The organism is Piscinibacter sp. XHJ-5 (genome assembly GCF_029855045.1).
Taxonomy (GTDB): Bacteria; Pseudomonadota; Gammaproteobacteria; order Burkholderiales; family Burkholderiaceae_C; genus Albitalea.
In genome coordinates, this window is sequence record NZ_CP123228.1 from 2,620,522 (window position 1) to 2,642,145 (window position 21,624).

The 21,624-nt window shown below is 67.3% G+C and carries 19 protein-coding genes; 3 read left to right on the forward strand and 16 right to left on the reverse strand.

Features of this window, described 5'->3' with window-relative positions; genetic code table 11:
- Nucleotides 1-16 precede the first annotated feature (16 nt).
- The 6 genes from P7V53_RS12300 to P7V53_RS12325 all read right to left on the reverse strand — a co-directional run bounded on the left by P7V53_RS12300 (nucleotide 17) and on the right by P7V53_RS12325 (nucleotide 9,288).
- Nucleotides 17-1,195 carry a thiolase family protein gene (locus tag P7V53_RS12300; RefSeq protein WP_280156499.1) on the reverse strand — a complete coding sequence of 393 codons (1,179 nt, stop codon included), beginning with the start codon at nucleotides 1,193-1,195 and terminating at the stop codon, nucleotides 17-19.
- Nucleotides 1,188-2,051 carry an alpha/beta hydrolase gene (locus tag P7V53_RS12305; RefSeq protein ID WP_280155759.1) on the reverse strand — a complete coding sequence of 288 codons (864 nt, stop codon included), beginning with the start codon at nucleotides 2,049-2,051 and terminating at the stop codon, nucleotides 1,188-1,190. The genes P7V53_RS12300 and P7V53_RS12305 overlap by 8 nt, the downstream gene beginning before the upstream one ends.
- Nucleotides 2,052-2,088: 37 nt before the next feature.
- Nucleotides 2,089-2,601, reverse strand: coding sequence for a nuclear transport factor 2 family protein (locus tag P7V53_RS12310; RefSeq protein ID WP_280155760.1), 513 nt, complete (start codon nucleotides 2,599-2,601; stop codon nucleotides 2,089-2,091).
- A 182-nt stretch (nucleotides 2,602-2,783) separates the two neighbouring features.
- On the reverse strand, nucleotides 2,784-5,834 hold the full coding sequence (locus P7V53_RS12315; protein WP_280155761.1) for a sensor histidine kinase: 3,051 nt from the start codon (nucleotides 5,832-5,834) through the stop codon (nucleotides 2,784-2,786).
- Nucleotides 5,831-8,434 (reverse strand): TonB-dependent receptor, encoded by a 2,604-nt coding sequence (locus P7V53_RS12320; protein WP_280155762.1) that lies wholly within the window; start codon nucleotides 8,432-8,434, stop codon nucleotides 5,831-5,833. The genes P7V53_RS12315 and P7V53_RS12320 overlap by 4 nt, the downstream gene beginning before the upstream one ends.
- A gap of 95 nt (nucleotides 8,435-8,529) precedes the next feature.
- Nucleotides 8,530-9,288 (reverse strand): response regulator, encoded by a 759-nt coding sequence (locus P7V53_RS12325; protein WP_280155763.1) that lies wholly within the window; start codon nucleotides 9,286-9,288, stop codon nucleotides 8,530-8,532.
- A 255-nt stretch (nucleotides 9,289-9,543) separates the two neighbouring features.
- Between P7V53_RS12325 and P7V53_RS12330 the strand changes: the two genes are divergently transcribed.
- Nucleotides 9,544-10,401 (forward strand): ATP-binding protein, encoded by an 858-nt coding sequence (locus tag P7V53_RS12330; RefSeq protein ID WP_280155764.1) that lies wholly within the window; start codon nucleotides 9,544-9,546, stop codon nucleotides 10,399-10,401.
- A 23-nt stretch (nucleotides 10,402-10,424) separates the two neighbouring features.
- Nucleotides 10,425-11,036, forward strand: coding sequence for a response regulator transcription factor (locus P7V53_RS12335; protein WP_348273480.1), 612 nt, complete (start codon nucleotides 10,425-10,427; stop codon nucleotides 11,034-11,036).
- Between the two features lie 76 nt (nucleotides 11,037-11,112).
- Here P7V53_RS12335 and P7V53_RS12340 read toward each other — a convergent pair whose 3' ends face one another.
- On the reverse strand, nucleotides 11,113-11,709 hold the full coding sequence (locus tag P7V53_RS12340) for a DJ-1/PfpI family protein (RefSeq protein ID WP_280155765.1): 597 nt from the start codon (nucleotides 11,707-11,709) through the stop codon (nucleotides 11,113-11,115).
- Nucleotides 11,710-11,799: 90 nt separating this feature from the next.
- Between P7V53_RS12340 and P7V53_RS12345 the strand changes: the two genes are divergently transcribed.
- Complete coding sequence (locus tag P7V53_RS12345; protein WP_280155766.1) at nucleotides 11,800-13,131, forward strand: PLP-dependent aminotransferase family protein; 1,332 nt, start codon at nucleotides 11,800-11,802, stop codon at nucleotides 13,129-13,131.
- Here the strand turns inward: P7V53_RS12345 and P7V53_RS12350 are convergent.
- The 9 genes from P7V53_RS12350 to P7V53_RS12390 form a co-directional block, all read right to left on the reverse strand.
- Nucleotides 13,079-13,831 (reverse strand): YoaK family protein, encoded by a 753-nt coding sequence (locus P7V53_RS12350; RefSeq protein ID WP_280155767.1) that lies wholly within the window; start codon nucleotides 13,829-13,831, stop codon nucleotides 13,079-13,081. The genes P7V53_RS12345 and P7V53_RS12350 overlap by 53 nt on opposite strands.
- Nucleotides 13,832-13,838: 7 nt before the next feature.
- Nucleotides 13,839-15,731 carry an amidohydrolase gene (locus P7V53_RS12355; protein ID WP_280155768.1) on the reverse strand — a complete coding sequence of 631 codons (1,893 nt, stop codon included), beginning with the start codon at nucleotides 15,729-15,731 and terminating at the stop codon, nucleotides 13,839-13,841.
- Nucleotides 15,724-15,984 (reverse strand): DUF1427 family protein, encoded by a 261-nt coding sequence (locus P7V53_RS12360; protein ID WP_280155769.1) that lies wholly within the window; start codon nucleotides 15,982-15,984, stop codon nucleotides 15,724-15,726. Before P7V53_RS12360 ends, P7V53_RS12355 begins: the two co-directional genes overlap by 8 nt.
- Nucleotides 15,985-16,038: 54 nt before the next feature.
- Nucleotides 16,039-16,692 (reverse strand): hydrolase, encoded by a 654-nt coding sequence (locus P7V53_RS12365; RefSeq protein WP_280155770.1) that lies wholly within the window; start codon nucleotides 16,690-16,692, stop codon nucleotides 16,039-16,041.
- 163 nt (nucleotides 16,693-16,855) lie between these two features.
- Entirely contained in the window at nucleotides 16,856-17,758 is a 903-nt protein-coding gene (locus P7V53_RS12370; protein ID WP_280155771.1) for a TolC family protein, read from the reverse strand.
- On the reverse strand, nucleotides 17,755-18,294 hold the full coding sequence (locus P7V53_RS12375) for a TolC family protein (RefSeq protein WP_280155772.1): 540 nt from the start codon (nucleotides 18,292-18,294) through the stop codon (nucleotides 17,755-17,757). The genes P7V53_RS12370 and P7V53_RS12375 overlap by 4 nt, the downstream gene beginning before the upstream one ends.
- Nucleotides 18,291-19,181 (reverse strand): HlyD family secretion protein, encoded by an 891-nt coding sequence (locus P7V53_RS12380; protein ID WP_280155773.1) that lies wholly within the window; start codon nucleotides 19,179-19,181, stop codon nucleotides 18,291-18,293. The genes P7V53_RS12375 and P7V53_RS12380 overlap by 4 nt, the downstream gene beginning before the upstream one ends.
- A gap of 7 nt (nucleotides 19,182-19,188) precedes the next feature.
- The gene (locus P7V53_RS12385) at nucleotides 19,189-19,419 is read right to left on the reverse strand and encodes a DUF1656 domain-containing protein (protein WP_280155774.1); all 231 of its coding nucleotides are present in this window, start codon (nucleotides 19,417-19,419) and stop codon (nucleotides 19,189-19,191) included.
- The gene (locus P7V53_RS12390) at nucleotides 19,416-21,590 is read right to left on the reverse strand and encodes an FUSC family protein (protein WP_280155775.1); all 2,175 of its coding nucleotides are present in this window, start codon (nucleotides 21,588-21,590) and stop codon (nucleotides 19,416-19,418) included. Before P7V53_RS12390 ends, P7V53_RS12385 begins: the two co-directional genes overlap by 4 nt.
- Between the last annotated feature and the right edge of the window lie 34 nt (nucleotides 21,591-21,624).

Here is a 21,624-nt window from a genome sequence, read left to right on the forward strand (position 1 = left end):
GCCCCGAGTCCTGGTCTCAGGCGCGCTCGACGCAAAGCGCGATGCCTTGACCTCCACCGATGCACAACGAGACGACTGCCTTCCGGCCTCCTGTGCGCCTGAGGGCATGCGCTACCTTGGTCAGAAGGATGGCGCCGGTCGCTCCAATCGGGTGGCCATGCGCGATGGCACCGCCGTCGACATTGAATCGGTCCGGGTCGACCTTCAGCTCGTCACGCACGACGAGCGCAATGGCCGCAAACGCCTCGTTGACCTCGAAGCGATCGACCTCCTCGATGTTCCATCCCGCGCCTTGCAGGGCCAGGCGAATGGCGGGCAAGGGCCCAAGTCCGAAGTAGCCGGGCTCGACGCCTGCCACACCGACGCCGCGGATGACGAGCAACGCGTCGAGTCGGGCCTCGTCAGCGACCTTGCGATTGCAGACGATCATGGCTGCTGCGCCGGCGTTCACGCCGGGCGCGTTGCCCGCAGTGATGGTTCCGTCGGGCCGAAACGCGGGCTTGAGCCGAGCCAGGCTCTCGACGGTCGTTTCGGGCCGGTTGGACTCGTCCGCAACGAAGGAGAGCGTTCCCTTCTTTCCCTTCAAAGTCAGCGGTTCGATCTCGGACTTGAACCAGCCAGCCTCCTGCGCGGCGGCGAACCGCTGCTGGCTTTGCGCGGCAAACTCATCCTGTGCTTCGCGGCTGAGCCCGAAACGCGTCACCAGGTCTTCGGTGTGCCAGCCCGAGTGCTTCGTCGAGAAGGCGTCGTGAAGCCCGTCGTGGAGCAACGAGTCGATCATCTGCGCGTGACCCATGCGAGCCCCGAAGCGCATGCCCGGCACGAGGTACGGCGCGCGATCCATGTTCTCGACGCCGCCGGCGATGACGACGCGGGACAGTCCGGAGGACACCTCCGCGTAAGCCGAGACCACCGCCTGGGCGCCGGAGCCGCACACCCGGTTGACCGTCATGGCCGGCACGCTGACCGGCAAGCCGGCGTTCACGGAGGCTTGGCGAGCCACGTTCATGCCGTTGCCGGCCTGAACGACGTTCCCCATGACGACAGAGTCGACCTTCGCGGGATCCAGTCCCGATCGACGGATGACCGCATCGATGACGTGTGCGCCGAGCGCGCTGGCGGGCATGTCCTTCAGCGAACCGCCGAAGCCGCCGATGGGGCTGCGAACCGGATGGCAAATGACGATGTCATTCATGTCGGGCTCCTGTGGGTGCCGGCAGCGTGGCGAGCCACGAGCGGATTTCCTGATTGACGCGGGCAGGGGCGTCCTGATGCACCCAATGTCCCGCGGAGGGCACTGTGGCCAATCGGAGCGAAGCGGCAAAGTACTCCGTCAGCCCATCGAGCACACGGGGCGCGAAATACTCTTCGTCAGTACCCCAGACGATGAGGGTCGGAATGCCGAATCGGTAGCCGGCGGGCGTTTGCGGCCGGTAGGGAGGCGCGGCATAGTTGGCCTTGTAGTAGGCCATCATTCCGTCAATCGGATTCTCATTCAGATATCGGCTGATGGTCGCCTGCCAGTCGGAATTGCGGATGTTCCTGGTCACGAGCTCGACGTTCTTGTCGTCGCCCGGCTGGTATTGAAGATAGGGCAGGGTGTACGCCGACATCGCCTGCTGCTTTCTGTCGCCGTGCACGACGGAATCGAAGGTCGATAGCACGGGCGCATTCAGCAGCGCGAGCCCCTTCACCACGTGGGGAAATCGCAGCGCGACTGCCTGAGCCAAGGCGCCGCCCCAGTCATGCCCAACGATAACGGCCGGCCCTTGGCCGAAGTGCTCGACGATGGCCGCGACGTCCTCGGCCACGGCCGGCAGCGCGTAACTCTCAACCCCCACCGGGACGCTGCTGGGCGGAAAGCCTCGCAGGCGCGGTGTCACGACGAGATGGTCGCGGGAGAGATCTTCGATCTGTGCTGCGAAGGTGCCTTCATGATCGGGAAAGCCATGCAGAAGAATCACGAGCGGGCCCTGACCGTAGCTCGCGTAGAGGATGTCGATATTCCCGTTGCGAATGAACGCAGCAGGATCGCGTGACGAAACGGGCATTTGTTGCCCTCCATGTTTGATGATGTCGAATGCCGAACTACTTCTTCGCCGTCGGCAGATACGGAGTGAAGTATTCGGGGTCGGTGCGCGATGGAGTCAGGCGGTCGTTGGTCGTCGTGGAACCGACATAACGCTCGAAGATCTTCCATCCCCTGTCCGAGCGGCGCAGGCGGTCGACCATGGTCGAGTAGATCCAGATCGCCGGAAGATCGTCGGGACTCTCCATGGCCTGGCCCGCCGCCAGCGCTGGTGCCGCTTCGGGGTGGGCGAACCTCACCAGCAGATTGTGGTAGCGGACGATGACGCCTCCGTCCTCATCCGAGTCCACGATGTGATTGGTGGCGTGCCGACTGACCCCCGGGATGATGTAGGGATAGATGTCGTTGAAGAAGCGACGGGTTTCATCCTGGCCTCGGTTCGTTCCGTGCCAGTGGTAGGTGACGCTGTCCGGCAGGAACGCGTCGACCAGGGCATCGACGTCCCATACGTCGAAGAGCCAATTGACTCGGTTGACGAAGTCGATCGCGCTCGCGCGATCCTCGGTCGTCACGGTGCTGTAGGGCCGTACGGGTGGGAGTTGAATCATGAGGATGGGTTGAGCGCCGCGGAGAGCTGACTTGAATGAGTTCGCAAAGGGTAGCGTCCTCTGCGGCTGCCATGGACAGGCGGCGCCGGAAACACGTTTTGCATTTCCATCAATAGTGGCCGCCTGCATTCGCAGGCGATGCCTGGCTAGGCCCGCCACCACCGGTGGCCTCGCCCCCGCTTGGCATACGCGGCCGCGGCGGGAATGATCAGCTCGACGCGCGTACCGGCGTCCGGCTTGCTGTGGATCTCGAGTGAGCCATGCACGAGCAGCGCGCGCTCGCGCATGCCAGCGAGCCCATGGTGACCCGGTCGCCCGGCATTCAGCACGTCGGCAGCAATGCCCTGCCCGTCGTCGCAGATCGACAGCCACAGGCTGCGCCGCTGGTACCGGATCACCATGTCGATGCGTCGGGCACCTGCGTGCCGCCAGGCATTGCGCACCGCTTCGCGGGCAATGCGGTAGACCTCCTCGCGCACGAGCGGCGCCAGGTCACGCGGCTCGCCCTCGACGATCACGTGCAGCGCGGGGCCCTCCTGGCCATCCTCGTCGCTCGCCAGCTCGTCACCGAGCGCGCGGATGCCCTCGGCGAGCTCGTTGCCGAAGAGCGTGGAGGAACGCAGGGCTTGCACCGCATCGCGTCCTTCGACGATCGCCTGCTCGGCCTGTTCGATGACGCCTTGCAGCTTCTGCCGAGCCTCGGGACGGTCGGGGAGCATGTAGGTGACGGCATGAAATTTCAGCAGCACGCCTTGGAAGCTCTGCAACAGCGTGTCGTGCAGCTCGCGTGCGATGCGCATGCGCTCGCCTACGCGGTCTTGCGTGCGCAACTCGTAGCGGCGACGCAGCAGGCGCAGCCGCAGCCTGTACAGCATGAACAAGGCAGCGACCAGCGCCGCACCGCAGGCGGTGCGAAACCAGGTGGTCTGCCAGTACGCCGGGCTCACCGAAAACGCGAGCGATGCACCGGTCTCGTTCCACACGCCGTCGTTGTTGGAGGCGATCACCGTGAACCGGTAGTCGCCCGGCGGGAGGTCGGTGTAGAAGGCTTGCCGGCGCGTGCCCACATCCTGCCACCGGCCGTCGTGGCCTTCCAGCTTGTAGCGGAAGTTCATCTTCTCGGGCGCCACGAGGCTCAGCGCCGTGTAGTGGATCTGCAGATCGCGCACCAGCGGCGGCAGCCGCAACCGTTGTCCCGTATCGCTCGTCGCCGCGTACGCCTGGCGATCGGCGATGACCTGTTCGACATGCACGGGCGGCGGCAGCCTGTTGCGGCGCAGGCGGGTCGGGTCGACGATGCTTGCGATGGCGAGGTTCGTGTACCACAGCCTGCCATCCGCGGCCTTCGCGGCACGCGGACCGTTGCTGCCGAACGCGGCCGAGGGCCTGACCCCGTCGGAGCTGTCCAGCACGGTGAAGGGAACCGTCCGGTCGACGATGCGTCCCTGGTCTGCGGCTGCTGTCCACGCCTCCATCTCCGCGCGCGCGATGCGGACCAGCCCGCACGCCGTGTGCAGCCACAGGTCACGCGCGTCGTCCTCGAGGGTCCAGTCGACCGGATCGCAGGGCAGTCCTCCCTTGGTGTCGAGTGTGGCGACGCGCCCGTTCTTCAATCGGCTCACGCCGCCCTGGGTGGCGGCCCAGAGCGCGCCGTCGCGATCGAAGCGCAGGTCGTGGACGCGACCCCGTCCCAGGCCGTCGGCCGTCGCATAGCGCGCCAGCACCTGGCCGTCCGATACGTGGGCGATGCCTCCGGTCGCGAATCCCAGCCAGAGGCCGGTGCCCGCCGGATCGGCGGCCAGCCGTGTCGCGGCGCCTGCGTCGCCGAGGCTGGACCAGGGAAGCTCATCGAGCCTGCGGTCCGCGGACCAGCGCAACAAGCCCCGTTCACGGTGTGCGATCCACACGTTGCCCCGGCTGTCCTCTGCGAAGCTGTCCACGATCCCGGCGGGTACACCCACCGCGATGATGACGTGATGGTCCTTCACGTAGCCGACCTCCCCCGTGCCGGCGAACCAGATCCTTCCCTGCGAATCCTGGAAGAGCGATCCCACCCGGCGGAGCGCTTCGACGCGGCCTGCGCGCGGCTGGTAGACCGTCATCCGGCCCTCGCTCCATCGGTTCAGGCCGGTCCGCGTACTGAACCAGAGGCTTCCATCGGATGCGGAGAGGACAGCGCCAACCCAGTCGTCCGACAAGCCCTGCCGAACGGTCAACGTGGTGACAGCCAACTCGCGAAAGCGATCGAGGCCCTCCCGGGTGGACACCCAGATGTTGCCCTCCCGGTCCTCGAAGATCCGGTGGACCGAGTCGTTCGAGAGCCCGTCCGCGAGTGCATACCGGTCGACGCGTCCATCGTGGAGGTGCAGCAGCCCCTGCTCCGTTCCGATCCACAGCGCGCCCTGGCGGTCTCGCAGCAGCGACTCGTACAGGACCGGACCGGCGACGCCCGCCAGCGCCAGGGGATCGACACGGCCGTCGTCGACGCGAACGATGCCGCCCCGGGTGCCGAGCAGCAGCGTGCCATCCTTGTCGATGGCCTGGCTTCCGATGCCTGCAGGGACATGGCCGACGAGTGGATAGCGTTGCGGCGGCCCGGGACGCCAGCGCCACAACCCGCTGGCCGCCACGACCCACAAGCGGGCGTGCGAGTCCTCGTGCAAGGCCGCCACCCATGGGCCGAACGTGCCGTCCTGGCCATCGCAGTGGACGCCGGCCGCGCGGACAGCGCAGACGTGGCCGTCCGCGGCCGTCGACTGCGTACCGACCCAGATCGTCCCTTGACGATCCTCGAACAGCGCATTGATGCCCCGACCCGCCAGCGGCGGATAGGCGGTGAGATGGCGGCCGTTCCAGCTGGCCAGCCCCGACAGCGTCCCGATCCACAGCGTCCCGTCGCGCGCGACGAGCAGCGTTCGGATGAAGCTGTTGGGAAGCGCTTCGCCCGCCGGTGGCAGCCAGGGCACGTTGCGCACGCCGTCGAAACGCGTCAGGCCGAAATCGGTGCCGAGCCACAGATAGCCGTCCGGCGTCTGCGCTATAGGGCCGATCGTTCCCTTGGCGAAGCCTTCGCTCAGGCGCCACGCCGTGTGGGCGTACTGGCCGATGTCGAGCGCCGGATCCAGCGCCTGCGCGCACCGGCACCACGCGATGAGCGCCGCGCAGAACGCCACCCCGAGTGACCCGCCGACCCTCATGTCTGCAGGCGCAGTCGCACGTAGATCGTGCGGCCGACGAGGTCGTAGTTGTAGACGTCGTAGCCCCGGAAGTGCGTGGAGTACGGCGGCAGCTTGTCGGCCAGGTTGGTGGCGCCGACGCGAAGGCTCATTGCACTCAACATGCCCGCTGCGCCACCCAGCATCCGACCGACCGCGACCTCGATGCTCGCGTCCAGGTACCACACGTTGCCCAGCGTGCGCGGGGGCGTGTAATCGGTGTAGCGCCCGACGTGGCGAGCGGCAAGGTACACGTCGAGCGCGTCGTCGGGCTTCCAGCCCAACGACGCCGTGGCCTTGAGCCGCGGCGCGAAGATGCCGTCGGCCTTGGCGCGCGACAGCCGGTCCACGTCCGCGCCGCCGGGCGTGCTCGCACCGTTGAACTTGGTCATGTAGGTGGCTGCGATCGCGGGTGTGAACACGCCGGCCGTCGTCTTCACGTTCCAGTCCACGCTGGCGTCGATCCCTTCCTGGCGCATCGCGCCGAAGTTGATGTAGGTGCCGTCGACCGTCACGATGGGGCCCGGCTGGCCGCCGGTGGACGGGCCTCGCACGACGCGGCCGGGGTAGAGGCTTTCGTTGTCGACGATGAACTGCCCACCCGGCAGGTTGATGGCGTTGTCGATGCGCAGCGTCCACGCGGTCAGCGACAGGTTGAGCGCGCCCGCGTTTTGCGGCGACCACACCAGGCCCAAGGTGGCCGACCTGCCTGTCGTGGGCTGGAGGGCGGGGTTGCCGCCCTGGATCTGCTGGACGATCACGGTCTCCCCGTTGCGCACCGGATCGACGGCGGACTGCGAAAACCGGACCAGCGGCGCAGCCAGGTTGTAGAGCGTGGGCGGCTTGAAGGCGGTACCCACCGTGCCGCGCAGCACCAAGGGCTCGACCGGACGCAGCTCCATGCCGGCCTGCCACGTCGTCTTGCTGCCGAAGTCGCTGTAGCGGTCGCCGCGTGCCGCGCCCGTCAGGGTCAGCAACTCGCGCCGCCCGCCGCGCTCGTCGCTGCGCGCCAGCAGCGGTGCGCGCAGCTCGGCGAACAGCGACTTCGCGGTGCGCTCCGCATCGAAGCCGCGCGCGAGCGTGCTCTTCTCGACCTCGACGCCGACCACGGCGTCGAGCATGCCTGCCGGCAATCGCAGCGCCGGACCCCGCACGAATCCGTTGACCAGCCTGGCATCGCCTTTGAACGGTGCAGGAGTGAATGTCGAATAGATCGACGCCAGCACGTCAGAGCCGGCCATGGGCCCGTCGACGAACGGATTCAGCGCCGTGCGCGGATCCGACGACGCGAGCGCCGAGCCGAGCCGTGCTGCGTCGGGCCGTCCGTAGACGTCAAACGAGCCCCGGTCCCGCGACGCCAACGCCGAGAACTCCCAGTTCCAGTTGCCGAGCTCGCCGCGCGCGCCCACGACAGGGCGCACGAAGGCCTCGTGGAAGCTGCTTCGCGACAGCGGCTCGGCGCCTTGCACCACCCCCGAGACGCGCACGTCCGTGCCGAAGGGGTTGAAGGCGTTGGTGGCCGGCACGGTGTTCAGCTGCAGGAAGGGCGGCGCGTTCGTCACGTCCTCTTCATAGCGCGATGCGAGCATCTCGGCGAACAGGACGATGCCGTTGGCCAGCCGGTAGTCCCCCGCAAGGAAGACGCCCGTACGTCGTGACGCCGGCACGAGCGACTGGTACGACGTGAAGGAACCCGTGTTCTGCATGCCGGCCGTGGCCGCGAAGTCGGCCGGCCGCAGTCCGATGCCGGAGCTGCCGACCGGCACGGCCGCGAAGCTTGCATTCAGGCCCGGCAGATTGCCCGACACCGAGACGACATTGGCGGGAGTGCCGAAGAAGGGCGAACCGAGGTTCGGCCCGCCGAAGCGGCGATAGTCGGGGGATGCAGTGATCTCGCGATCGCGACCGTGCATCGCCGAGCGCTCGCTGTACAGGCCCATGATGGACAGGCGCACGGCATCGCGCTTCCATCCGGCGCCCAGCGACACGTTCTTCTCGTCGGTGTTCTTCGCGCCCTTGTAGCCGAGCGTCGCTTCCGCGCCGTGGAACTCGGACCGCAGGACGATGTTGACCACGCCGGCCAGCGCCTCACCTCCATAGATGGCTGATGAACCGCTCGGGAGCACGTCGATGCGCTCCACCATCGACAGGGGGATGGTGTTGAGGTCGAAGAAGCCGAACGGCGCCACGCCGCCCGTGACGGCGTGCGTGCGCCGCCCGTTGATCAGGATCAGCGTCGAGCCCTCGCGCGCGCCGCGCAGCCGCACCGAGGTTCCGATGAACGTGGACTCCAGCGAGTTGAGCGACGCTTCAGGCACCGTGGCGAGGAAATCGGCGACGCTGGTCTGGCCGCTGCGCTCGATCCGCTCGCGCTCGTAGGTGTGCACGTCCTGGGCTGACTGCACGGCCGCGCGCGGCAGGCGCGACCCGGTGACCTGGACCGGCTCCAGACGCTGTGCGGCCAGCTCGCTTCCCGTGCGCTCGAGCTGGGCGGCTGCGAGCTGCGCCCCGCACGCTGTGCACACCGCGGCTGCCCGTCCGCCCATGCGCTGCCAAGAGTCACCGGTCTGCGAGCCCGACATGGTGCGCCTCCGTCGGCCGGCCCGGCGCCGTTGCCGGGTCCAACGCGGACTCTACGCGCTTGGGCGGGCGCCTGAGCAGACGTGGTACGCGAGCGTCACCCCGCTGAGACGGCGCACGGCCGCGCCGCCGGCAGGGCACTTCCGACCGATCGCCGTTCGAAGGACCGCAGGATGCCCAGTCGTGCCGCGATGGTCACCAGTTCGGGCAGGGATGCGGCCTGCATCTTGCGCATGAGGCTGCCCCGATGCGCCTTGACCGTGATCTCGCTGATACCCAGCTCGCTGCCCACCTGCTTGTTGAGCAGGCCGCAGACGACGAGGCCCATCACCTGGCGTTCGCGCCGACTCAGCGATGCATAGCGGCCGCGCAGCGGGTTCAGCTGAATCTCGTGGTCGAGCGCGACCCGGCTGCGCTCGAGCGCGCTCGTGATGGCACCGATCATCACGTCGTTGCGAAACGGCTTGGTCAGGAATTCATAGGCGCCGGCCTTCATGGCCTGAACCGTCATCGGCACGTCCCCATGGCCCGTGATGAAGATGATGGGCATGTCGGGACGTTCGGCCGCCAAGCGCCTTTGCACCTCCAGGCCGTCGAGACCGCCCGGCATGGTGATGTCGAGGACCAGGCAGCTCGGCTCGCGACGGCGCGCAGACGCGAGGAACTCCTGTGCGCAGGCGAATGTCTCGGGCCGCCAGCCGGCAGACACGATGAGCAACTCCAGCGACTCGCGCACGGACACGTCGTCATCCACGACGAACACGACCGGATTCGTGTTCGAATTGCAGGTGATGCCGGCGAACGTCCCTGCGACGTCGATGTCTGCCGAAGTGATCGGGTTGTCGATGCTGAGCATGATGGTTCCAGGAGCTGGGGCGTTGGAAATGGGTTGCGTGATCGGCGCCGTCGTGAATCTTCAGCGCGCTGCTGAACTTCAGGCTAGTGCACGGACGGCCGCCTCTCAATTCCCGATTCGGGTCCATTTGGATGCGCCACATAGACCGGTCGCGCGCTCCCCCGATCGGGGAATCGGATGAGCACTCGAACGCGTGTTTGTGCGGCGGGGTGCAAGCATCTAGAGTGGGAGCCTCTGGCTTCCGTGGGGCGCCCCGTGCGCATCGGAATCTTTCTTGCCTTCGCGAGCGCCGCGCTCCTTCTCGGAGCCGCCCACGGCGGCGCCCTCGATATCGCCTTGCCCGCGCAAGCCATGGCCGCGACGGGATGGCTGCGGACCCTCTTCGAAATCGCCTTGCTGCTGGTAGTCGCCTGGTTCTATCGCGTCCGACTGCGCCGGGCGGCTCGCCGCATGCAGGTCTGCGAGCAACGCCTGATCGAGCGCGAGCGCACCTCGCGCGAGCTGCACGATGGGCTGGTGCAGGGCTTCCAAGGTCTCGTGCTCAAGTTCCAGGGCGCCATGCAGCAGCTGCCCGATCTTGCGCAGACGCGGCAGTCGCGCACATTGATGGAGCAGGCGTTGAAGCGGGCCGATGCCGTGCTGGCCGAGGGTCGGGACCGCATGCGCGACCTGCGCGACTCCGTGGGGGTGTGTGAGCTGTCGACCGCGTTGTCGGCGGCGGCGCAGGAGCTGTCGCAGCTCGCTCCCTCCGTTGCGTTCGAGTTGCGCGTACGCGGCAACACCTTCGCCATGCGCCCGGATGTCACGGACGAGGCGTACCGAATCGGCCGCGAGGCCCTCTCGAACGCGTACTTCCACGCTGGCGCGCGGCACATCGCCGTCGATGTCGACTACGGATGGTCGCGCTTCGCCCTGCGGGTCCGCGACGACGGCAAGGGCATCGCCAGCGCGGCGTTGGACGCCGGCGTCCCCGGCGATAAGGGGTTGGCCAGGATGCGCGAACGCGCCACGCGCCTGGGCGGCACCCTCGCCATCCACAGCGCACCCGGCGCCGGTACGGAGGTGGAGTTCGAACTGGCGGCCGCGGCCGCGCGCGCGGAGTCGGTGTCGTGACCGGGAACGCCGGCGACCGCCGCATTCGCGTGCTGATCGCCGACGATCATCCACTGCTGCGCGAGGGCGTCGCTGCCGTGCTCGAAAGCCAGCCGGACATCGAGCTGGTGGCGCAGGCCACCAACGGTCGCGAGGCGGTCGAGGCGTTCCTCGAGCATCGTCCCGACGTTGCACTGGTGGACTTGCAAATGCCGGAGATGAACGGCATCGAGGCGATCGATGCGATCCGCGCTGAAGTCCCAGACGCGGTCATCGTCGTGCTGACCACCTACAAGGGCGACGTCACTGCCATGCGGGCGCTCCGTGCCGGCGCTGCGGGCTACCTGCTCAAGGGTGAGATGCGTACCGAGCTCGTCGAGACGATCCGCCAGGTGCACGCGGGAGGGCACCGCGTCCAGCCGGAGGTCGCCTCGGAGCTCGCGGCCCATCTGCGCGACGATGCGCTCTCGGAGCGCGAGATCCAGGTCCTGCGCAGCGTGGCGCAGGGCAACTCCAACAAGCGCGTAGCCCTTGAGCTCGGCGTGACCGAGGAGACGGTGAAGGCGCATATGAAGCGCATCGTGTCCAAGCTGGGTGCCAATGACCGCACCCACGCCGTGACGATCGCGATCAAGCGGGGGATCATCGAGATCTGAACGCCCTCGTTTCAGCACGAGGGGGCCGCGAGGCCAGCGGTGAGCCGTGCCGCACGCGCCATGTCTCACCGCACGGTTAGAGGAACGGCGAAATGTTTGCCATTGCGCGCGTCACGTAGGCTTCCTTCTCCCCCACCGGGGCGACATGGTGAATCGCGTCTCGTGCAGCCTCGACACCTTCCAGACGTGCGATGAACCAGGCCGCCAGATACTGCGATGACAGGCACCCGCCAGCGGTCGCAAGGTTTCGCTTTGCCACGAACGGCTGGTTGAGCACGGCCACGCCGGCCTCCTGGACCCACGGCTTGGTGGTCAGGTCCGTGCAGGCTGGAACGCCGTCCAGCAGCCCCAGCTTGGCGAGTATCAGCGTGCCCGAGCATTGCGCGCCCAGCAGCTGGCGCGTCGGATCGAGCCTCAGCTGCGACATCAACGCGGCATCGGCGACAACGTCCCGGGTCTTGATACCACTGCCGACCAGCACGGCGTCGGCGTCACATGCGTCCTTCAGCGACGCTTGCGCCTCCAGCACCACGCCGTTCATCGAACGCACCTTGTCCGCCGGACTGGCGATCGAGGCCCGCCAGCCGGGCTTCTTGACCCGATTGAGGATGTTGAATGCGATCAGCGAGTCGAGTTCGTTGAAGCCTTCGAAGGTCAGGATGGCGATGTGCATGGCGCGCTCGTGCAGGTGGAGATGTTGCGTCGTTCCATCGTAGAACCGATACTCAATACATTCAAATAATTGTCATGGATACATTGAGGCATGCCTCAGGCCCGCTACAAGCAACTGGTCGACCAGCTTGCGGCCGACATCCGTGCAGGCCGCCTGCGTCCTGGGACACGTCTGCCGACGCACCGCGACCTCGCCGCTCGCGCAGGCCTGGCGCTGGTCACGGCCACGCGGGTCTATGCGGAGCTGCAAGCCATGGGGTTGGTCAGCGGCGAAACGGGCCGGGGCACGTTCGTCAAGGAAGCTCTCCCTCGCGGGCAAGGCATGGACCTGCATGCCTGGAGCGCTGACACGGTGGACCTGAGCTTCAACTATCCGTCTTTGCCAGGCCAGGCCGACCTTCTCAGGGCAGCGCTGCGCCAGCTCGCAGCGTCGGGTGATCTGGACTCCCTGCTTCGATACCAACCTCACGGCGGGCGCGAACATGAGCGGGCGACGGTGGCGCGCCACCTGGCCCGCCAGGGTCTGGCAGCGTCGGTCGAAACCACAGTGCTCGTGAGCGGCGCACAGCACGGGCTGACGACGACCGCCATGTCCTTGCTCGAGCCCGGCGACGTGGTGGCCGTGGACACGCTGACCTATCCGGGATTCAAGCTGGCTGCCGAGGCCAATCGGCTGGAGCTCGCGCCGGTTCCGGCCGCTGGGCACGGCCCCGACCTGGACGCATTGGCCGCCCTGTGCAAGCGGCGGCGCGTGCGCGCCGTCTACGCCATGCCGACGCTGCACAACCCGCTCGGTTGGGTCATGAGCGCCACGCGACGTCGGGATCTCGTCGCCATCGCCCGGCGGCACGGACTGATCCTCATCGAGGATGCCGCCTATGCATTCTTGGCCGAGGGGGCGCCGCCTCCGTTGGCAGCGCTTGCTCCCGAGACGACGGTCCATGTGTCGAGCTTGTCGAAGAGCGTCGCGACGGGTCTGCGCGTGGGCGTGGTCTGTGCACCGCCCGCATGGATTGCCAAGCTCGAACGGGCCATCCGGGCGACGACCTGGAACACCCCCGCAACGATGACAGCCATCGCCTGTGGCTGGCTGGAGGACGGCACGGTGGCCCGGCTTGAAGACGACAAGCGGCGTGATGCCATGCTGCGCCAGAGCCTTGCCGCCGAGACCCTCGGCCGACTGAAGAGGATCAGCCATCCCTCTTCTTACTTCGTCTGGCTTCCCCTGCCGCAGGAGGCCCGGGCAGACGCCGTCGCGATGGTGTTGATACGCGAAGGGATCTCGGTGTCGACGGCTTTGCCGTTCTCGACTTCGGCGCGCGTACCTCATGCCATTCGATTGGCACTCGGCTCCGTCGACTTGACGACGCTCAAGCGGTCCCTGGAAACCGTGGCCCGGGTTGTTGCCGATCAGACGTTCTGAACACCGACGCCGCAGCCAACGCCATCAAGATCAGCAGCGGCAGTCCCAGCGCCCATAGCGCCGCATGGAGATGCGCGATCGCGCCGCAGATCGCGCCGGTGCCGAATGCCACCGCAGGCCACAGGAACTTGCCGATGCGCCCGCGCACGGCCTCATCGCCTGCGCCTCTCAGCAGATCGACGGCATCGATGACGAGTTGGGTGACGTTCCCGGTCATCACTGTCGTGGGTGCAAGTGCGCCGAAAGCGAGTCGACTTGCCGCGTTCTGCACGCCCATGGCCGCCGCGCCCAGCACGCCGGTCACGAGAACCCACGGCGCCGCGGCGTCCACGATGGGTTGGGCTCGCCAGCCCGCCAGCATGCAAGCCGACAGCAGAACGCTCTGAAGGAGCAGAAGCGGCCCTGCAGGCGATCGTCCCTGCCTTGCGGCAAGCAGTGCAAGCAAGCGGGACGCCGCGACGGCGGCAATGAACGCGGGGAACGCCAGCAGCTTCACGAGCACGCCGTGCGTGGGATGCGCGATCTCGCTGCCGAGCAGAACGAAGTTGCCTGTCACGTGCGCCGTGAAGAGGCCGAACAGCGCAATGAACCCCACGGTATCGACGTACCCGGCAACGAAGCCGAGCGACGAAGCGACGACCGACGGACGGCTCAGCCAACTCACTTGAAGTGATCCCGAGTCTTGCCATGCGACCAGCACCTGACTCTCATCCTGCCCAGCATGCGCATCCCAGCGCTCCCCAAAAATTGTTGGGATCCGACACCGGGATCGACGAGTCCGCCGCCACCAGATGGTTGTGGCCATGCACGTTGCAGGCGTTGCTGCAGCCGCACATGGCTACTGGATGGCGCCGCAGGGCTTGCTGCATCGTCGCGCCCTCCCGGTCTCCCCATGCGGCATATCCGCCGAAGGTGCGCACGGGCGACCAATCGGGCATGGCCGAAGGCGGCTTTCTGTCGTCCCACCGGGAGAATTCGCCGGCAGCGTAGACGACCTTTCCACCCACGACCGTGAGCAGAGCCGTCGTGCTCGCGATCTCGGACTCCGGACAGATGAAGAGGTCGCGGTCCGGCACGCACAGATCGGCGAGATGGCCGTCCTTGATCAGCCCCTTGTTGCCTTCCTCGTCGGAGAACCATGCCGCGCGTTCGGTCCACAGGCGCAAGGCGGTCTCCCGATCCAGGCAGTTGTGCTGCCGCGTGAGTTGAAGCCCTCCGACTGTCTTGCCGGTGATCAACCAAGCCAGCGACACCCACGGGTTGTAGGAGGCAACGCGCGTTGCATCGGTACCGGCCGAGACGTGGATGCCTTTGCTCAGCATCCTGGCCACCGGCGGCGTGGCCTCGGCCGCCACTGCGCCATAGCGCTCGACGAAGTACTCGCCTTGGTAGGCCATGCGATGCTGCACGGCAATTCCGCCGCCGAGCGCCGCAATGCGGTCCATCGAAGCGTCGGAGATGGTTTCGGCGTGGTCGAAGAACCAATGCAGACCGTCCAACGGGATGTCGCGGTTCACGCGCTCGAACACATCGAGGGCACGGTGGATCGTTTCGTCATAGGTCGCGTGCATGCGCCAGGGCCAACGGTTCTCGGCCAGGATGCGGACCACGTCTTCGAGATCGCCCTCCATGTCCGCAGGCATGTCCGGGCGCGGTTGACGGAAATCCTCGAAGTCGGCGGCCGAGAACACCAGCATTTCGCCCGCGCCGTTGTGGCGGAAGTAGTCGTCGCCCTGCTTGTACCTGGAGGCAGTGGTCCATCTCAGGAAGTCTTCCTTCTCCTGCTTCGCCTTCTGCGTGAACAGGTTGTACGCGACGCGCACGGTGATCTGGCCCTCGTCGGCCAGCTTCTGGATGACTTCGTAGTCCTCGGGGTAGTTCTGGAAGCCACCCCCTGCGTCGATGACGCTGGTCACGCCGAGGCGGTTGAGCTCGCGCATGAAGTGGCGCGTGGAATTGATCTGGTACTCCAGCGGCAGCTTCGGTCCCCTGGCCAGCGTCGCGTACAGGATGGCGGCGTTGGGCTTCGCAAGGAGGAGGCCGGTCGGGTTGCCGTTCCTGTCGCGCGCGATCTCGCCCCCGGGGGGATTCGGCGTTTCCTTCGTGTAGCCCACGGCTCGCAGGGCGGCTGCGTTCAGGAGAGCGCGGTCGTACAGATGGAGGATGAACACCGGGGTGTCCGGCGCTACGGCGTTGAGCTCCTCGAGCGTCGGCAGCCGCTTCTCTGCAAACTGCTGCTCGGTGAAACCGCCCACGACGCGCACCCATTGCGGCGGCGGCGTCACGGCAACCTGGCGCTTGAGCATGGCCATCGCGTCGGCCAGGCTGTGCACGCCATCCCAGCGCAACTCCATGTTGAAATTCAGGCCGCCACGGATGATGTGCGTATGGCTGTCGCACAGGCCCGGCAGGACTCGCCGACCGTTCAGGTCGATGACCTTGGTGGCGGGAACGGCGAGCTGCATGACCTCCGCGTCCGTCCCTACACGCGTGAACCGGCCGCCCTTGATGGCGACCGCCTGTGCGGTCGGTCGCTCGCGGTCCAGCGTCGTGAACGCTCCGTTGCGAAGGATGAGGTCCGCAGCAGTGGGGTCAGCCATGGTGCGGTTCTCCAACATCCTTGCATTTGGGCAACTCGCCGAACATGTGCGGCTTGACCTGGTCCTGTACCCAGGAAACCGTCTTCCGTGCCTTGAAGGTCTGCTTGACCAGCGGCGGAATCTGCTCGCCCAGAAGGATGCCGAGCAGCCCGACCAGCGCGATGATCGGCGGCGCCGGCGAGCGCACGTTGAACAGCGAATAGATGACACCGACCAGAAAACCGACGGCGAGCGAGACGATGTATGGCTTCATGACGTATCCCGTCGACGCAGGAGGCCGCGCGGCGGCGGCCTCCTGCTGGTCAGCTCAGCCCTCGTGCGCGTTGAACATCGTCCCGGCGTAGACGATGCCGAGGCCATACGCACCCCCATGCTTGCTGGCAATGCCGGTGGTGAGCCCGTACGTCTCGCTGCGGCCCCAGTCGCGCTGCAACTCCAGCAGGTACTGCAGGGACGTCATGGGACGCGCGCCGGCCTGCACCATGCGTTCGACGGCGCGTTCGTGCGCCTCGCTCGAGACGTCGCCACAAGCGTCGGTGATGACGTACACGTCGAAACCCTGTTCCAGCGCGGACAGGGCCGGTCCGACGATGCACACCGACGTCCACAGGCCGGCGAGAACCACGCGGTTCTTTCCGATTGCGTTGACCACCGTGATGACATTGGGATCTTCCCAGGCATTCATGGTGGTCCTGTCGATGAGCTCCTGGCCCGGGAAGGGCTTGACGACCTCATCGAACATCGGACCGGAGAACGTCTTCTCCGCCACGGTGGTCAGAACGGTCGGCACCTTGAAGCCGGCGGCGGCATTGGCGATGAGTGCGGCGTTGTTGCGCAGCTCGATGCCGTCGATCGATCGGGTGGCAAAGGCCATCTGCGACTGGAAGTCGATCAGGACCAATGCATGGTCCTTGGGGGTGAGGAGCGACGATCCGGCCGCGGGCTTGGCATTGGATGCCATGGATTGATTCCTTTCAGGGGGATGGACAGGGTTGAAGATTCGCGGCCGGGTGGCTGCGGCCCGTCATCACTATGGTCCGGGGTCGGGGATTGCGAATGTCCCTTCGGCAAGTGGTCGGGGTATGTCCGAAGTTCAGTGACAGTGGCGGATGCAACTCACGACACTAGACGTCCGCCCACCCGCCACCGAGTGCGAGGAACAGGTTGACCTGGTCGGCCGCGACGCGGCTTTCGGCTGCGGCCACGCTCTGCTCGATCTGGCTCAGCGTGCGCAGCGCATCCAGCACCGGGAGGTAGCCGATCCGGCCCGCTTCGAACAGGCGCTGCGTATCGCGCGCCGCGTTCTGCGCCTGCGTGCGGGCAGACTCCAGGATGATGCGCCGCTCCTGGTCACGGGCATGGACCTCCAGCGCGCTCTCCGTCTCCTTCAACGCGGTCAGCACGACACCGTCGAAGCGCGCGAGCAGCGCCTCGCGATCCGCCTGGGCGGCACGGATGCGCGCCTTGACTCTGGTTCTGTCCGGAAACTCCCAGCTGATGAGGGGACCGAGCGAGAACTTGAAGCTGTCGTTGCGCAAGGCGTGCTGATCCACACCGACGGACCCGATCGAAGCGCCGAGAGCGACCTTCGGATAGAGGTCGCCCGTCACCACGCCGATCCTGTCCGACGCGGACAGCACGTCGAACTCCGCGCGGCGGATGTCGGGGCGACGCCGAAGCAGAGCGGCCCCGTCGCCGATCGGGATCGGCTTGGCCAGGCGCGGCTCCTGGTCGCAACGGCCCAGTTCCTCGGGAAGCTCCCGAGGCGTGCGGCCCGTGAGTGCGGCCAGGCGATACATCGCAACGCGCCGTTGCGCCTCGAGCGTGGGGATGGAGGCGCGCACCTGCTCTTCCTGGGCCGAGGAGCGATCGACGTCGACCGGGGTGCCTCGGCCATGGACGGCCAACCTGCGCGTGAGCTCCGTGCTGCGGGCCTGCAGGCTCACCTGGTTTTGCGCCACGACGATCTCCCTGCCCGCAGAGCACAGCTCCAGGTAGGCACGCGTCGTTTCGGCCACCACGCTCACGCGCGCGCGGCGTCCCGGGCCGCGGTGGCGGACCCGACATCGGCCTGCGCTGCGTCGATGCTGCGCTGGATCTGCCCGAACAGGTCGACCTGGTAGGAGACGCCGAACCCCGCGCCATAGACGAACTTGCTGGGAAACGGCTTGCCCGGATGGAGCTCTTCCTGCGCCGAGCGCCGGGCGAAGGAGGGTTGGGCGCTGAGCGTGGTGGAAGGTTCCTGTGCGGCGCTGGCCAGGTCGAGCGCCGCTTGGGCCTTCAGCAGGTTCGCAGCGGCCGTCCGCAAGTCCGTGTTCGCCGCCAACGCCTGCTGCACCAGGCCATCGAGCGTCCGGCTGTCGTACAGGCGCCACCAGGCGTCGGGGACGGGCTCCTGGGCGACGTACCCATTGCTCGTGCCGATGAACGAGCCTTGCGCCGTGGGCTTGTTGAGCGCAGCAGCCTCGGGCAGCGGGGCGCGCGGTGGAATGAAGCCGGAGCAGCCGGCAAGCAAGGCGGCGAGCACGAGCGTGGCCAGCCGCTTCATGGCGGGCGTTCTCATCGCTTGCTCAACTGCAGGCGATCGGCGCCCAGCACGTCCACGCTGGCCGTGCGTCCCATGATCAGCCTGCGGTCCTCGGGCAGCGTGTCCAGCCGCACGCGAACGGGGATGCGCTGCGCGAGGCGCACCCAGTTGAACGTGGGGTTCACGTTGGCCAGCAGGTTCGAGCTCGGGCCGCGCTCACGATCCTCGATGCCGGCGGCGATGCTGTCCACATGCCCGTAGAGGGGCTCGCTCTCGCCGATCAGGCGCACCCGCACGGCGTTGCCGACCTGCACGCGCGCGATCTTCGTCTCCTCGAAATAGCCCATGACGTGGATCGAGTCCTTGTCGACCAGGGCCATGACCGCCCGCCCCGTCGTGGCATAGGCTCCCGGGCGCAGGTCCAGGTTCGTGACCCAGCCGTCCACCGGCGCCACGACGCGCGTGCGCGCGAGGTTCACCTTGGCGTTGTCGACGGCGGCGAGCGCCTGGGCCAGCGACGCATTGAGCTGGTCCAGCTTCTGCCCGCTTTGCTCGCCGGTCTCCGCCGGCACCAGGTCGCCCAGCGCATGGTTTCGACGGTCCTCGCGCTGCGCCTGCGCGAGCTGCGACTTGAGGCCGCGAACCGACGCCTCGGCCTGGGCCAACGCAATGCGCGGGCGCACCGAGTCGACGGTGAACAGCAGGTCGCCCTTGTGCACGGCCTGGTTGTCGTGCACGGCAATGTGCTCGACGATGCCCGAGACGTCCGGAGCGATCTGCACCACGTCGGCTCGCACACGGCCGTCGCGTGTCCAGGGCGCCTCGCGATAGTGCTGCCACAGTCCGAAGCTCGCCCAGGCGCCGGCCGCGACGATGGCGACAGTGGCGCCCACCTTGAGAATGCGTTGGACCGGTATCTCCATCGTTGCTTCATCCCAGCAGGTAGACCAGATGCTCCTGGAAATGCGTGGCCGCGAGGGCCAACGCCAACCAGAGCACCGCGAACAGGGCGAGATCGACCAGCGGCGGATGCCAGACCCACCGGTACGCACCGAGGGCGACCAGCACGCGGCGCAGGATCGTCAACGCCGCGACGGCGACGAGCGCGGTGATCAGCGCCACATCGAAGAACAGGCCGAACAGATTGATGTCGGCGATCACGCAGGGGCCCCGTTCGCGGTTGAGGTGACGCGGCTCGGCGGAAAAAGTCCCAGCCGCAGGCCTGTCGCTGCCGTGAGCCCCTGCACGCGCAGAGCATCCGGATCGGACTCGACCAGCCTCGCGATGGCGCGGTCGATGGAGTCCAGGATGGTCGCCGCCGGGGCGATGTCCGGGCGTTCCAGACGTTGCCGGAAGTGAACCCCGATCTGCGTCAACGCGCTCTCGATGGCGGTGCGCACTTCCGGCTTCGCTGCCAGGCCCGCGTGACGCAGATCGAGCATGTTCACGCCGATCCTCAGATCGTCCAGCGCGCGCCCGGCCTGGGCTCGCAGCACGCCGCTCGTTGCGGCCATGCGCGGCAGCAGCAAGCCGATGCGGTCGAGCATGCGGCTGCCCCACGCCGCGCGGGAGAGCCCGTTCGTGTCGTCCGCCATGGCCGCGAGGTCGCGCCATGCTGCACGCAGCAGCCTGCGCACCCGGGTCTCCGCGCCGATGACGCGGACCAGCGAGGTGACGACCAGCGCCACGGTGGAGCCCAGCACTGCTGCCATGGCCGTCGTCGTGAAGCTCCAGAAGTCGCCGGTCTGCATCGGCTGCAGGGCCACGAGGGTGAGCCAGATGATCGCGACGCCGAGGGCCGCCAGCCCCAACCTGGGCGTTGCGAGGTAGAGCGCGATGACGAAGAACAGCGGAGCCACCGCCAAGGCCAGCTCGACTGGACCGTCGAGCACCGGAAGGACCGCAAACACGTAGACCGCCGCGATGGGGATGGCGCCCAGCACCGCGGCACCGAGCAGCACCTTCTGGCCGGGACGCGGATCGTCGAGGGCCGCGAAAATCGAGCTCGACGAAGCGGCGAGGCCGACGGCCGCGGCACCCTGGTCCCAACCGAGCGTCCAGCAGATCGCACCGGCGACCACCACCGCCAACGACGCGGTCAGGCCTGACCATGCCGCCAGGGCGTGGTCGACGTGGCGGGGGTGCCGGGAGGCGTCCGCGAGCAGCCTGCGGATGCCACCCTCCGGAATGCTCTCGCTGTCGTCGAGATGCTGCAACAGGCTCAAGGAGTCGTTCCAGACGGCCAGCAGTTCGGCGAGCCTTTCCATTGCGCCGATCAGGAGCAGCTCGCTGTTCGCAAGCTCGGGCTGCTCCGCGTCGATCAGAGCCTTGCCCGATGCGCCCAGACGAACGGCATCGGCCCGGGTGAGCGGTCGCTCGAGATGGAGCCGGACTGCCTTGAGGTGTGCATCGACTTTTGACCCCAAGCGAGCATCGGTCGCCCGGATCGCCGGCAGCCGGTCTTCCACGCCGGCCAGGAGCGGCAGCAGCGCGAGCAGCCGCTCCTCGAGAGCGGTCACGATGGCGATGTCCCGCGCGGTGATGCCCGGCTCGAAACGCAGATGGACGGCCAGGTTGCCCATCTCGGCCAGATCGGCGCCGAGACGCTCACGCGCGCGCCGTTGCGCGTCATCGGTCGGATCCGGCCCCAGCCCCTCCAGGAGCCAGCGTCTGGCGTCGCCGACGGTGGCGTGCACCCTGGCGACGAGGAGCGGCTTGACGCTACGGGGCGCGAAAACCGTGTGCACGGCCATCGACAGGGCCGCGCCCAGTGCGATCTCCTCCGCGCGCCACAGGGCCACGTCGAAGATGGACGATGGATTGTTGGCCATCGGCATGCCGATCAAGGGCAAGGTGTACGCCGCCAGCAGGAACACATAGCTGCGTGGGCTGCGGTCCAGCAGCGACAGATAGAGGCACAGCCCGACCCACCCCGCCACGCCCAGGAGAAGCAACTCAGGCGCGGCGATGAAAGCAGGGATGACGAAGAGGGTGCCTGCGACGCCCAGCAGCGTTCCCAGGGCTCGATAGACCGAGCGCGAAACGACCGCTCCGGCTGCCGCCCCGAGCTGTTGACTCGTCAGGAAGACTGTCAGTACGGCCCATCCGGGATTGGTCAGGTTGAACCACAGCGCCAGCAACACGGCGGCGATGGCCGCCGCCGCTGTCTTGATCGCGAAGGCAACGCCACGAGCATTGAACGCATTCATGAGAGAAGCGATCTGACCGCAACCGGTGGCGCCGATCCATTGCACGTTGGTGTCGACCGATACCAAAGCATCACCGTGGCACCGGAAGCAGACCGACACCAAAGTATCGTTTACCTCGGCCATCGCTCGGTGCATTCTTCCGCTCAGGGGGTGCAGC